This is a genomic window from Streptomyces sp. NPDC090445 (genome assembly GCF_044769385.1).
GTDB lineage: Bacteria > Actinomycetota > Actinomycetes > Streptomycetales > Streptomycetaceae > Streptomyces.
On record NZ_JBIVXV010000014.1, the window covers coordinates 157,957 to 170,589 of the forward strand.

The window sequence follows — 12,633 nt, forward strand, 5'->3', positions numbered from 1 at the left end:
GCGCCCGGCGGCCGGGCGGTGCGGTCGGCGTCCCGCTACCGCGCCCCGGGCCCCGACCCCGTACGGCCCGGCCCATCCCCGGCAGGGGTTCCGGCCCCCTCGGCGATGGCGGCGGCGACCTCCGCCACCCGCGCCGCCTCCTCGGCCGCGAACCGCCGGCGGTCGAGGGTCTCGGCGACTTCCTCGTCCTGGCTCATCAGCAGGTCCAGGTTGGAGTCGCCCATCTCGAAGACCCCCATGTCCAGGTAGGCCCTCTGCAGTCGCGGCCCCCACAGGCCGATGTCTTTCACGCAGGGCACGATCCGGCTGAAGAGCAGCCTGCGGAACAGGTGCAGGAACTCCGACTGTTCGGTGAACTGCAGCGCCTCCTGCCGCGGGATGCCGAAGTTCTCCAGTACGTCCACCCCGCGCAGCCGGTCCCGCATGAGGTGGCAGCCTTCGATCACGAACTCCTCGCGTTCGCGCAGCTCTGCGTCGGTGAGCTGCCGGTAGTAGTCGCGCAGTGCCATCCGTCCGAACGCCACGTGCCGTGCCTCGTCCTGCATCACGTACGCCAGGATCTGTTTCGGCAGCGGTTTGTCGGTCGTGTCGCGGATCATCCCGAAGGCGGCCAGCGCGAGCCCTTCGATGAGCACCTGCATCCCCAGGTAGGGCATGTCCCAGCGGGCGTCGCGCAGGGTGTCTCCGAGCAGTCCCTGCAGGCTGTTGTTGATGGGGTAGAGCAGGCCGATCTTCTCGTGCAGGAAGCGGCCGAAGACCTCGGCGTGCCGGGCTTCGTCCATGGTCTGCGTGGCGGAGTAGAACTTGGCGTCCAGGTCCGGGACGGACTCCACGATGCGTGCCGCGCAGATCATGGCGCCCTGTTCGCCGTGCAGGAACTGGCTGAAGTTCCAGGAGGCGTAGTGGCGGCGCAGCTCGCCCTTGTCGTGTTCGGTGAGTTTCGGCCAGTAGCGGGTGCCGTGGAGGGTGAGGGCCTCGTCCGGGGTGCCGAGCGGGTTGTGCGGGTCGACGGGCAGGTCCCAGTCGATGCGCTTTGCGCCGTCCCACTGTTTGTCTTTGCCCTTCTGGTAGAGCGCGAGGAGCCGTTCGCGGCCCTCCGCGTATTCCCAGTTGAAGCGGGCGGTGCCGGTGGCCGGGATCTGCCAGACGTCCTCGTCCGGGACTGCGGTGTAGAGATCGTGCGTCGACACTGACGCCCCCTCGCCTCGCGTACTGCCGTGCAGGACAGGATCGTTGGCAATGTCACACGTTGGTAGACGCGCAGTCAACAAGTGACGCGCAGGGGATTGACGGTCTTGCTGACAAGCAGTCTCATAACTGGTGACCGCACCGGGAGATCGCAGCCGTGACCCCAACCCACCCCGGAACAGGGCGAGGTGCCCCGCCATGACGACCACCACCGACCACACGGGCGACCGCACGAGCGACCCTTCGGGTGACCGCCGCCGAGTTCTCCAGGACGCCCTCGGCCTCCTCAAGGACCGCGAGGAGACCGCCGCCCGCCTCCTCGACTCCTCGGCCAAGCACTCCTTCGACCCCGACAAGGAGCTCGACTGGGACGCCCCGCTGGTCGACGGCGCGTACTACATGCCCCCCGAGCTGCTCTCCCTCTACGACACCCCGCTGTGGAAGCGGATGGGCGAGGAGCAGCGCGTCGAGCTGTCCCGCCACGAGGCCGCCTCGCTCGCCTCCCTCGGCATCTGGTTCGAGATCATCCTCATGCAGCTGCTGGTCCGGCACATCTACGACAAGCCCCTGACCAGCAATCACGTCCGCTACGCCCTCACCGAGATAGCCGACGAATGCCGGCACTCGATGATGTTCGCCCGCATGATCCAGAAGGTCGGCGCCCCCACCTACCCGGTCTCCCGCCTCAACCACAACCTCGCCCGCGTCCTCAAGACCGTCTCCACCACCCCCGGCTCCTTCGCCTGCACCCTGCTCGGCGAGGAGATCCTCGACTGGATGCAGCGCCTCACCTTCCCCGACGAGCGCATCCAGCCGCTGGTCCGCGGCATCACCCGGATCCACGTCGTCGAAGAGGCCCGGCACGTCCGCTACGCCCGCGAGGAACTCCGCCGCCAGATGCTCACCGCCCCGCGCTGGGAGCAGGAACTGACCCGGATCAGCTGCGGCGAGTCCGCACGCGTCTTCTCCCTCGCCTTCGTCAACCCCGCGGTGTACGAGAACGTGGGCCTCGACCGGCGCGAGGCCGTCGCCCAGGTCAAGGCCAGCGGCCACCGCCGCGAGGTCATGCAGACCGGCGCCAAGCGGCTCACCGACTTCCTCGACGACATCGGCGTTCTGCGCGGCGTCGGCCGCAGGCTCTGGCAGAGCTCGGGACTCCTCGCCTGAGGCGGGTGCCGTGCTGTGGGGCGTCGTCCCCGGGGGTGCCCGCCGTGCCGGGGGCGCTTGCCGCGCCGCGGTCCGGCGGCTGCACCGCGGCTGCTCTTGCGGCGGCTGCCTTGCCGGGGCGGCCACCCGCAGCCCCCCGCGGCCCCCGCCGCCCCCCCCGCGGCCCCCTGCGGTTGCCCCGTGGCGGCTACCCTGCGGGCATGACCGCACCCGCGTACCGCAGGCTGAGCGTCGAGGAACGGCGGGCACAGCTCCTCGACGCGGCGCTGTCGCTCTTCGCGCACCGGGCGCCGGAGGAGGTCTCCCTCGACGACGTCGCCGAGGCCGCCGGCGTCTCCCGGCCCCTCGTCTACCGCTACTTCCCCGGCGGCAAGCAGCAGCTGTACGAGGCCGCCCTGCGCTCGGCGGCCGACCTGCTGGACCAGTGCTTCGCCGTCCCCCGGACCGGCCCGCTGACCCTGCGGCTGGCCCGGGCCCTGGACCGCTACCTGGCCTTCGTCGACGAGCACGACACCGGCTTCGTCGCCCTCCTCCAGGGCGGCAGCGTCGTGGAAACCTCCCGCATGACGGCCACCGTCGACGGCATCCGCCGCGCCGCCGCCCGCGAGATCCTGCTCCACCTGTCCGTCCCCGCCCCCGGCCCGGGACCCCGGCTGCGCATGATGGTCCGCACCTGGATCACCGCCGTCGAAGCCGCCTCCCTGATATGGATCGACGAGGGCAAACAGCCCGACGCCGGCACCCTGCGGGACTGGCTGGTGGACCAGTTCATCGCCCTGCTCACCGCCACCGCCGCCACCGACCCCGAGACGGCGGCCGCGGCCCGGGCGGCCCTGGCCCTGGAAACCGCCGACGGCCCGGCCGGCGTCCTGGCGCGGCGCGTGATCCCGGTGGTCTCCGAGGCCGCCCACCTGCTGTGACACTGGAGGGGTGAGAAGCGAACCCACCCCCTTCGAGGGCGGCCCGATGGACGGCCGCACCCTGCCGATCCTCGTCGGCCCGACCGGGCACCCCCCGAAGTGGTACGAGATCCCGGTCCCGGCTCCGGACGGCGGCCCCCCGACGGTTCTGCTGTACGAGCGCGTGCCCGCGGGCTACACGAAGCGGCTGGGCCTCCAGAAGGGCTGGAAGTACGCGTACTCCCCGAACGGCGAGAAGCCCAGGCTCCGCTGGCCCTGGACCAAGCCCACCCCGCGGAAAACCCCGCCGACGGAGTAGGCCGCGCCCGGCCCTGGCGGTGGGCGGGCCGCGCCGGCCTTCCGACGGGTGGCGGTACTCCGGCAGTCGTTCGACGGTCAGGCCGGTGGTCGGCCGATGTACGGACGTGACCTGCGGGAAGGGGTCATCTCGGGCCGGGGCGAGCTCTCGGCTGCCGGTCCGAGGGCGGTAGCCGAACCCCTCCGGACCGCGGAGCCGACCCGCGTGCGTGCAGACGGACGGGGTGGCCGCGCCGGCCATCCCGATGGGTGGGCTGCGCGGGCCCACCCGGCGGGGTGGGCAGCGCCCCGAAGGGGCGCGGGGAACTGCGCGACCGGCCGCGGCCGGGCCGCAGACGACCGCCGGGCCGAGCGCTCAGCGCCGTCCGTCTTGTGCGCCCGGTTCGCCGGGAATGCCCGGCGGGGTCTTCGGGAGGGTCAGGGTTGCCAGGGCGCCGCCGTCCTCGGCGTTGTGGAACTCCAGCCGGGCCCCGATCACCTCCGCCTGCCCCGCCGCGATCGTCAGGCCCAGCCCGTGCCCGCCGGAGCCCCCGCTGCGGAACCGCTCCGGTCCGTGCTCCAGCAGGTAGCCGGGGAAGCCGTCCCCGTGGTCCCGGACCGTCACCACCGGCCCGTCCACCGTCAGCACGACCGGGGTCCGGCCGTGCCGGTGCGCGTTGGCCACCACGTTGCCCAGCACCCGCTCCAGCCGCCGCCGGTCCGTCTCGACGTGCGCGTCCCGGACGACCACCACCTCCGTGTCCGTGCCGGATGCCCGCACCACCCGCCGGGCCAGCGGCGCCAGCTGGTGCAGGTCGCTCTCCACCACCTCGCTGCCGGTGTCCAGCCGCGAGATCTCCAGCAGGTCCTCGGTCAGCCCCCGCATCGTCCGCACCCGCTCCTGCACCAGCTGCGTCGCCCGCCCCTCCGGCAGCAGCTCCGACGCCGCCTGCAGCCCGGTCAGCGGGGTCCGCAGCTCGTGCGCGACGTCCGCCGTGAACCGCTGCTCGCGCAGCAGCTTCGCCTGCAGGGTCCCGGCCATCGTGTCCAGCGCCGCCGCCACCGTCGCCACCTCGTCCTGGTGGCGCGCGGGGTCCTTCGTCCGCGGGTCGTCGACCCGCGCGTCCAGGTCGCCCTGGGTGATCCGCCGGGCCACGGTCGCCGTCTGGTGCAGCCGCCGCGTCACCCGGGTCACCGCGAAGGCGCCGAGCAGCAGCGTCCCGCCGATCGCCAGCACCGAGGAGCCGATGATCGCCTTGTCGAGCCCGCTGATCGTCCGCGCGCCCTGCGCATGGTCGACGTACGTGGCCAGGGCCTTCCCGTCCGCCGGCGCCGCCGCCCACATCACCGGCCGGTCCTCGTCCAGCATCGTCCCGCGCCGCCCGCTCACCGCCAGCTGCCGCAGCGGCGGCGGCAGCCCCGCCGGATCCAGCCCCGCATCGGGCGGGAGGGGCTCGCCCGCCTCGTAGTCCCGTACCACGCCCTGCAGCTTGTCCAGCGCCTTCTCCCGCGCCGTGGACACGGTCTGCCGCGTCACCTCCACGTGGACGAGCACGCCCAGCGCGGCGGCCAGCGCACAGCACATCACGACGATGAAGCACGCCGACTTCCAGGTCAGCGACGCCGTCCACGCGGGGGCTCTCATGCCGGCCGCCCCTGCGGCCCCTGCGGCTCCTGCGGCTCCTGCGGCGAAGCCTGTGGCACGCGGACGATGTGCTCCCGCGTCGGCAGCATCGTCCGCTCCTTGGAGTCCCAGGACCACGCGGTGATCAGCTCGTAGCCCGGATTGCCGCTCGGCACCCGCAGGATCACGTCCTGCCCGGCGAGCTCCACCCCCACCACGGACTCCGTCGTCGCCATGATCCGGTTGAGGAGCCCGTTCCGGTCCGCCGTGTACACGCGTACGGACATCTTCCCGTCGGGCATGTCGATCCCGACGATCAGCTCGTCCCGCCCGTTCCCGGTCAGGTCCCGGTAGTACGGCGTCAGCACCGGGCACGCCTTCGCCGGCTCCCTCCCGCAGGCCGCGACCGCAGCCGCGGTCTCCGGCGGTACATCGGCGCTCCCCGCTGCCACCTCGGCCTTGACCAGCGCGACCGGGTCGACCCCGTGCACGTTCTGACCCCGGACGGGCGGCAGCCCCGGCACGTACACCGGGGGCACGCCCCCCGGATCGGCGGGCGGTACGGTCGCCCCCCGGCGGCCCGGCCACAGCTGCACGGGCCCGCTCGCGGTCGGCGTGGGCCCCGCGCTGACCAGGCCCCCGCTCTCACCGCACCCGGCGGCCAGCAGCACGGCCACCGGCAGGAGCGCCGCGCGCAGGACAGATGCCCTCACGGCCCCGGGACCTCCTCTCCGCGGTACGACCGCACGGAGAGATATGCCCCGCTTCCGGAAATATCCTCCCGGAATCAGCCGTCGGTACGCCCGCGCCGCAGCATCGCGTACCCGAGGCCGGCGGCCCCCACCGCCGCGATGCCGCCGCCCGCGGCCAGCAGCAGCACCCCGTCCCCGGGCTCGTCGGCCAGCGTGTCCAGGTGGAGCACACCCGTGTCGGGTGCGGCGAGGACGACCCCGTCCCGGGTGCCCGTCTTGTGGCCGTCGGGGGTGTGGCCGGAGGGCGTGCGTCCGTCCGGCGCGCGCCCGGTGCCGGACCGCGGGTCGCCGACCCAGGACGTGATCCGGCCGTCGGACCGCAGGTCGGCGTGGAGCGCCCCGCCGCCGATCTCGACCGCGCCGTCCCCGCTGTCCAGGGTCGCCGCCCTGGCGCCGTCACCGCCGAGGATGTCGGCCTGGTACACGCCGTCCGCAACCCGGTAGACCTCGGCCCGGGACACCCCGTCCGCGAGGGCCACCCGCTTGACCAGCGTCCGTGCCGCCGACGCGGCCGGCACGCCCTCGGCGAGGGCCGCGGCCGCGGGCAGCACCAGCAGACCTCCCGCGCACGCGCTCACGGCGGCGACGCGGACCAGGGTGCGGACACGGACGATGCTCACGCGGACCTCCTTCGTCATCACCCCCAACCTAGGAGCCCGCCGTTGCGGTACCGCGATGAGCGTGTAACAGGAACCCGGCAGACTCCCGTAGAAGCCGTTACGCGACCGAGAACTCCCCACGGGGGATTGCCCCCGGGCGCACGCCCTGCTCCCATGGACCCGGGGGTGACGTCCATGACGCCCGTGCGCGGACTCACAGTGCTGCCGAGCGGCCGCCCCGGCCGCGGCCGGCTCTACGTGAACCTGCCCGACGGCCAGGCCGTGGCCTGGTACGACCGGCAGGCCAACCGGATCAGCATGCTCGCCGAGCAGCACCGCGAAGCCGTACTCGCGGCCCTGCGGCCGTACCTGACCGGCGCCTGGACGGTCGGCCCGCCGCCCGTCCCCACCCGTGCGGAACTGCACCGCCTCGCCCTCCCGCCCGACGAGGACCTCGCCCCGAACCGCCCGGGCGAAATCCTGCTCGGCGAACTCGCCCACGGCTCCGCGGGCACCCGCACCCGACACCGGCTGCGCCAGGAACTCCTCGCCCAGCAGCGCATCGGCGGCCTCCTCGACGCCCTCGAAGCGGATGGCTGGCGCGTCCTGCACTGCATTCCGTTACGCACCCTGGGCCCCCTCGACCACCTCCTGATCGGCCCCGCCGGCATCTTCTGCATCCGCAGCATCCCAGGCCGCCGCCAACGCGCGGTCGTCGGCGACCTCCTCCTCGGCGTGGGCCGCGCCGACCCCCGCCCCGACCCCCGCTGGATCCGCCGCGCGGCCTCCGCCGCCACCCGCGCCCTGGGCGCCCCGGCCACTCCCTCACTCGCCCTGGTCGACGCCTCCCGCGTCGAGGTGGCCCCCACGGTCCGCGACATCCGCGTCCTCGAACCGGAAACCGCCTCCGCCGCCCTCGCCTCGTCCCCGCCCGGCCTCAAACCACCGGACGTCGAAGCCCTGTTCGCCCTGGCGCGCGATGCGCGTACGTGGCAGCGCCGCTGACCGGCCGACGGCCGCACCCTCTCGGGGGCGGTTTACGCGGAGGCCCGCTTTCGCGTCGTCGCCTTCTTCGCGGTCGCCGTCTTCTTGGCCGTCTCCTTGGCGCCTGCGGCCGTCTTGGCCGACCTGGCGGTCTTCGCCGTCTTGGTCGTTTTGGCCGTCTTGGCCGTCTTCGCCGTCGACTTGGTCCCGGTCGGCGCGGCCGTGGACTTTCCGGCCCCCGTCGCCTTCTTCGCGGTGGCCGTCGACGCGGTCGACTTCTTCCCGCCCACCGCCTTCGGCGCGGCCGGAGCCCGCTTGCGTGCCGGGGGCCGGCGGATCGGTGTCACCTCGGCCTCGTCGGCCTCGCCGGCCTCGGCCGCGCCCTCGTCCCCGCCGGTCCGGGACGCCTTCGCGGCCCGTACGCTCTTCTCCAGGGCCGCCATCAGGTCGATCACCTTGCCGCCGGCCGGTTCCACCTCCGCCTCCGACGGCGGCTCGAAGGCGCCCTCCGCCTTCGCCTCGATCATCGCCTCGACCGCCTCGCGGTACTCGTCGGTGAGGGACGCCATGTCCACCTCGCCCAGCGTCGCCATCAGCGCGTCCGCCAGGTCCAGCTCTGCCTCCCGTACCGACACCGAGGCCTCGGGGGCGACCCCTTCCGGCTCGCGGATCTCGTCCGGCCACAGCAGGCCGTGCATGGCGATGACGTCGCCGACGACCCGCAGCATGCCGAGCCGCTCCCGCCCGCGCAGCGCGTACTTGGCGATCGCGACCCGGTGGCTGCGCTTGAGCGCCTCGCGGAGCAGGGTGTACGGCTTGGCGGCCGTGGCCCCGTTCGCCGCCAGGTAGTACGCGGAGTCCATCTGGAGGGGATCGATCTCGTCCGCCGGCACGAACGACACGATCTCGATCGTTTTCGCCGTGGCGATCGGCAGCCGGGCCAGGTCCTCGTCCGTGATCGGGATGATCGAGCCGTCCGCCTCCTCGTAGCCCTTGCCGATCTCGGCGCTCGCCACCTCCTCGCCGTCCAGCTCGCACACCTTGCGGTAGCGGATGCGGCCGCCGTCGTCCAGGTGGATCTGGCGGAAGGAGATGGAGTGGCTCTCGGTTGCGTTCACCAGCTTGATCGGGATGCTGACCAGGCCGAAGGAGATGGCCCCGTTCCAGATGGATCGCACGGTTCCTCCCGTTTCGTGGCAGTCTCATCGTATGACGCCGATCACGATGGTGGAGGGGCGCCGCATCTCGCTCAGCAACCTGGACAAGGTCCTCTACCCCGAGACCGGTTTCACCAAGGGCGAGGTGCTGCACTACTACGCCACCGCCGCCGTTCCGCTCCTGGCCCACATCCATGACCGGCCGGTGTCGTTCCTGCGCTATCCCGACGGGCCGGAGGGGCAGCTGTTCTTCACGAAGAACCCGCCGCCCGGTACGCCCGCGTGGGTGAAGACCGCCGCCGTACCGCGGTCGGACGACCCCTCGGCCGAGCAGGTGGTCGTCTCCGATCTGCCGTCGCTGATGTGGGCGGCCAACCTGGTGGTCGAGTTCCACACCCCGCAGTGGCCGGCGGGCAGCCCTGCCGTCGCCGACCGGCTGATCCTCGACCTGGACCCCGGTGCGCCCGCCACCGTCGTCGAGTGCTGCGGCGTCGCGCTCTGGCTGCGCGAGCGGCTCGCCGCCGACGGGCTGTCCGCGTACCCCAAGACCTCCGGGGCGAAAGGGCTGCACCTGGCCGTGCCGCTGGAGCCGACCCCGTCCGAGGCCGTGTCGGCGTACGCGAAGACACTGGCCCAAGAGGCCGAGCGCGAGCTCGCCGACCTCGTCGTGCACCGCATGGCCAAGTCCCTGCGCCCCGGCAAGGTCTTCGTCGACCACAGCCAGAACTCCGCCGCCAAGACCACCGCCGCGCCCTACACCCTGCGCGCACGGGCCCGGGAAACGGTCTCCGCCCCGGTCTCCTGGGCCGAGGTCGAGGCCTGCCGGGTCCCGTCCGACCTGGTCTTCCTCGCCGACGACATCCCGCCGAGGGTCGAGCGTGACGGCGACCTGTTCGCGCCGCTCCTGGACCCGGAGCGCGCCCGCCGTCTTCCCGGGGCCGGGCCGTGATCCAGGTGGCCCTCGCGGCCTCCGTACGGACCCTGCCGCGCGGGACGGGCCTGGCCTACGAGCCGAAGTTCGACGGGCACCGGCTGGTGGTCGTCGTCCGTACGCCCGGGGACGTGCTGCTCCAGGCGCGCTCGGGCCGCATCGTGACCAGGGCCTTTCCCGATCTGGTCGCCGCGGCGCGCCGGCTGCCCGCCGATACCGTCCTCGACGGGGAGGTCGTGGTGTGGCACGGGGGGCGCACCGACTTCGCCCTCGTCCAGCGGCGGGCGGCGGCCGCCACCGCCGCCAGGGCCGCCGCCCTCGCCCGGAGCCTGCCGGCCTCGTACGCCGCCTTCGACGTCCTCGAACTGGCCGGCGAGGACGTGCGCGGGCAGCCGTACGAGCGGCGCCGGGCCCTCCTGGTGGACCTGCTGTCCCCGCTCGGCCCGCCGCTCCAGCCGGTCCCGATGACCACCGACCCGGACGTGGCCGAGACCTGGTACGAGACCCTCCCCGCCAGCGGCATCGAGGGCCTGGTCGTCAAACGGCTGGACCAGGCGTACCCGGCGGGCCGCCGCGGCTGGCAGAAGCTGCGGCACACCGAGGTGCGGGACGCGGCGGTGATCGGCTACACCGGCACGGCGCGCCGCCCCCGGGCGCTGGTGCTGGTGCTGCCGGGCGAGGACGAGACGCCGCTGGTGTCGAGCCCGCTGACGGCCGCGCAGCGGGCGGAACTGTCGGCGGAGCTGGCCCGGCGGGCGGAGGAGGCCGCGGAGGCTGCGGAGGCCACGGCCACGGCGATCGGGATCGGGATCGGCGAGGTCCCGTACCACCCCCTGGACCCGCCCCTGGTCGCCGAGGCCCGGCACACCTCGACCCGGCACCCGCCGCCCGAGGTGCTCAGACTCCGCACAGACGCCTGACCTGCGCCGCGGGCAGACGGCGCAGGCCAGAGACGGGTGAGTGAGGGGGAGTGCGAGGGGGAGGGGGCGGGTGCCCGGGGCGGTCAGGCGTGGGCGCCGCGTCCCGCGTTCGGAGGCGAGCCGGGCTGGGGGTGCGGTCCGGGGCCCTTGGGGTGCTCGTAGCCGGACTCGCGCCGCCTGCGGACCTCGTCGGGGTGGGTGGACTCGGTGTCGCCGAAGTTCCCGTAGCCCTGCATCTCGTGGGGGCGCAGGCCGCCTTCGGGGATCTCCAGCTGGTCGCGCTCCTCGCGCACCTCGTGGACCGCTCCGCCCTCGGGCAGGTGGGGCTGGCTCTCGGGGGTGGGCGGCGGGGGCTCCTTGGCCCGGACGCGCTGGCCCAGCTTGAAGCCGGCGAGCAGGAACCCGGCGATCAGGATGCCCACGAAGAAGAACCACGCGATGCTGCCGAGGGTCGCGTCGACCGCGAGGTAGCTCAGTGTCGTGTTCATACAGGTCATATTCCCGGCTTTGGTCGGGATTCGCCCGATAAGAGGCAGAAATATGGGTGCCGCGCGACTGCCGGCCGGTGCTGCGGGTAGGCGAACAGCAGCCCGGACCGGAAGGAGGGGGTCAGGCCATGCCCCGCGGATCCTCCCCCAAGCGTGAACGCCAGTACGAACACATCAAGGAGGGTGCCGAGGAGCGCGGCGTCCCCGAGGAAGAGGCCAAGGAGATCGCCGCCCGGACGGTCAACAAGGAGCGGGCCCGCGCCGGCGAGTCCGAGACCGCGAGCCGCCTCTCCCTGGAGGACATGTCCTCCTCGCGCCGCGGCGGCCTGCGCTCCCACTCGGGCGCGCAGGGCCCCACGCACGCGCAGCTCTACGAGGAGGCCAGGCAGCGCAACATCCGCGGCCGCTCGGAGATGACCAAGGCCCAGCTCAAGCGCGCCCTCGGCAAGTGACGCGCCCCGCCCCGCAGGGGCGCGGGGAACCGCGCGACCAGCCACCACCGGCCCGCAGACGACCGCCGGACCGCCGCGGCACCTCCCGCGGAGCGCCCGGCGCAGCAGCTACCGAAGCGGCCCGCCCGACTCCCGCAGCCCCGGCACCCCGGGCGCCCCCGGCACCCCCCGCGCCTCGTGCCCGCTGAGCACCGCCAGGATCTCGGCGCAGATGGCGAGCGCCGTCTCCGCCGACGTGCGGGCGCCCAGGTCGAGCCCGATCGGCCCGTGCACCCGCGCCACCTCCGCCTCCGCGACCCCGGCCGCCTCCAGCCCCTCGCGCCGCCGGGCCGTGGTCTTCCGCGAGCCCAGCGCCCCCACGTACGGGATCCCGAGCGCGAGCGCCGCCCGCAGCGTCGGCACGTCGAACTCCGGATCGTGGCTGAGCACCACCAGGCAGGCCGCGTCCCGCCGCGCCGCCAGCAGCTTCTCCGCGTCCGCGACGGCGGCGACGTACTCCGCACCCCACCCCAGCAGCCGCGCCTGGGCCCCGATCAGCTGAGCGAGCTCCCCGGACTCCGGCCCGCCGACCACGACGTGCGGCGCCGACGGGTACGCCTCCACGAGCACCAGCCCCGAATCCCCGTACACCGCGTCCCGCCCGGGCCGACGCGTGGCCAGCAGCTCACCGGCCCGCCGCCCGGCCTCGCCGGCGGGGGAGTCGACGGCCCGGACCACCTCGCTCACCGCCCGGTCGGCCCGCTCGTTCAGCCGGGTCACGAGCGCCACCCCGACCCCCTCGGCCAGCAGCTCCCACCACTCGGCCGGCACCGCCGCCAGCGGCTGCAGCAGGATCTCCGCCCGGCCCCCGCAGGTCAGCCGCGCCTCGGCCGCCTCCTCCGCCCCGACCGACACCTCGCACACCCGGGCGGTGGCCCCGGGCGGCCACGCCCCGGCCTCCGCCACCAGCTCGGCATCGAACACACCCCCGTACAGCGATCCGGCGCACTCCCCGCGCGCGTCCAGCAGCAGCGCCCCGGCCGGGTCCCGCGGCCCGAACCCCTGCTCGGCCACCGGCCGCGCCAGAAAACCCGCCCGGCCCTCGGCCGCCCACCGCCGCGCCGTCTCCACCAGTCCGCGCATCGCGCCGCCCCATCCTCGTCGTGGCCCCGCCGCCAACCTGTGCACGCCCCCCA

General features: G+C 74.0%; 14 protein-coding genes. 7 read left to right on the plus strand and 7 right to left on the minus strand.

Annotation, left to right across the window (positions count from 1 at the left end):
* Positions 1–35: 35 nt before the first annotated feature.
* The gene (locus tag ACIQUT_RS24870; RefSeq protein WP_403565743.1) at positions 36–1,190 is read right to left on the minus strand and encodes a ferritin-like domain-containing protein; all 1,155 of its coding nucleotides are present in this window, start codon (positions 1,188–1,190) and stop codon (positions 36–38) included.
* A 196-nt stretch (positions 1,191–1,386) separates the two neighbouring features.
* On the opposite strand from ACIQUT_RS24870, the gene ACIQUT_RS24875 reads away from it, so the two are divergent.
* The 3 genes from ACIQUT_RS24875 (at position 1,387) to ACIQUT_RS24885 (ending at position 3,573) form a co-directional block, all read left to right on the plus strand.
* Entirely contained in the window at positions 1,387–2,355 is a 969-nt protein-coding gene (locus tag ACIQUT_RS24875) for a diiron oxygenase (RefSeq protein WP_403565745.1), read from the plus strand.
* A 200-nt stretch (positions 2,356–2,555) separates the two neighbouring features.
* On the plus strand, positions 2,556–3,275 hold the full coding sequence (locus tag ACIQUT_RS24880) for a TetR/AcrR family transcriptional regulator (protein ID WP_403565747.1): 720 nt from the start codon (positions 2,556–2,558) through the stop codon (positions 3,273–3,275).
* 10 nt (positions 3,276–3,285) lie between these two features.
* A complete protein-coding gene (locus ACIQUT_RS24885; RefSeq protein ID WP_403565749.1) occupies positions 3,286–3,573 on the plus strand; it encodes a hypothetical protein in 288 nt (95 codons plus the stop codon).
* A 354-nt stretch (positions 3,574–3,927) separates the two neighbouring features.
* On the opposite strand, the gene ACIQUT_RS24890 is transcribed toward ACIQUT_RS24885, so the two are convergent.
* The 3 genes from ACIQUT_RS24890 to ACIQUT_RS24900 all read right to left on the minus strand — a co-directional run bounded on the left by ACIQUT_RS24890 (position 3,928) and on the right by ACIQUT_RS24900 (position 6,547).
* Positions 3,928–5,196, minus strand: coding sequence for an ATP-binding protein (locus tag ACIQUT_RS24890; protein WP_403565751.1), 1,269 nt, complete (start codon positions 5,194–5,196; stop codon positions 3,928–3,930).
* Complete coding sequence (locus ACIQUT_RS24895; protein ID WP_403565753.1) at positions 5,193–5,888, minus strand: hypothetical protein; 696 nt, start codon at positions 5,886–5,888, stop codon at positions 5,193–5,195. Before ACIQUT_RS24895 ends, ACIQUT_RS24890 begins: the two co-directional genes overlap by 4 nt.
* A 74-nt stretch (positions 5,889–5,962) precedes the next feature.
* On the minus strand, positions 5,963–6,547 hold the full coding sequence (locus tag ACIQUT_RS24900) for a hypothetical protein (protein WP_403565755.1): 585 nt from the start codon (positions 6,545–6,547) through the stop codon (positions 5,963–5,965).
* A 183-nt stretch (positions 6,548–6,730) separates the two neighbouring features.
* Between ACIQUT_RS24900 and ACIQUT_RS24905 the strand changes: the two genes are divergently transcribed.
* On the plus strand, positions 6,731–7,531 hold the full coding sequence (locus ACIQUT_RS24905) for a nuclease-related domain-containing protein (RefSeq protein WP_403565756.1): 801 nt from the start codon (positions 6,731–6,733) through the stop codon (positions 7,529–7,531).
* A 32-nt stretch (positions 7,532–7,563) separates the two neighbouring features.
* On the opposite strand, the gene ACIQUT_RS24910 is transcribed toward ACIQUT_RS24905, so the two are convergent.
* Positions 7,564–8,688, minus strand: coding sequence for a Ku protein (locus ACIQUT_RS24910; RefSeq protein ID WP_403565758.1), 1,125 nt, complete (start codon positions 8,686–8,688; stop codon positions 7,564–7,566).
* A 31-nt stretch (positions 8,689–8,719) separates the two neighbouring features.
* Here ACIQUT_RS24910 and ligD point away from each other — a divergent pair, with 31 nt between their 5' ends.
* Both ligD and ACIQUT_RS24920 read left to right on the plus strand, forming a co-directional pair.
* Positions 8,720–9,616: a non-homologous end-joining DNA ligase gene (gene ligD / locus ACIQUT_RS24915; protein WP_403565760.1), complete on the plus strand. Its 897-nt coding sequence runs from the start codon at positions 8,720–8,722 to the stop codon at positions 9,614–9,616.
* On the plus strand, positions 9,616–10,518 hold the full coding sequence (locus ACIQUT_RS24920) for an ATP-dependent DNA ligase (RefSeq protein ID WP_403565819.1): 903 nt from the start codon (positions 9,616–9,618) through the stop codon (positions 10,516–10,518). The genes ligD and ACIQUT_RS24920 overlap by 1 nt, the downstream gene beginning before the upstream one ends.
* Positions 10,519–10,601: 83 nt before the next feature.
* On the opposite strand, the gene ACIQUT_RS24925 is transcribed toward ACIQUT_RS24920, so the two are convergent.
* Positions 10,602–11,006, minus strand: a complete 405-nt coding sequence (locus tag ACIQUT_RS24925; RefSeq protein WP_403565762.1) for a DUF6479 family protein — start codon at positions 11,004–11,006, stop codon at positions 10,602–10,604.
* Positions 11,007–11,134: 128 nt separating this feature from the next.
* Between ACIQUT_RS24925 and ACIQUT_RS24930 the strand changes: the two genes are divergently transcribed.
* A complete protein-coding gene (locus tag ACIQUT_RS24930; RefSeq protein ID WP_403565763.1) occupies positions 11,135–11,458 on the plus strand; it encodes a plasmid stabilization protein in 324 nt (107 codons plus the stop codon).
* 108 nt (positions 11,459–11,566) lie between these two features.
* Here the strand turns inward: ACIQUT_RS24930 and ACIQUT_RS24935 are convergent, their stop codons facing one another.
* Positions 11,567–12,580 carry an XdhC family protein gene (locus tag ACIQUT_RS24935; protein WP_403565765.1) on the minus strand — a complete coding sequence of 338 codons (1,014 nt, stop codon included), beginning with the start codon at positions 12,578–12,580 and terminating at the stop codon, positions 11,567–11,569.
* Between the last annotated feature and the right edge of the window lie 53 nt (positions 12,581–12,633).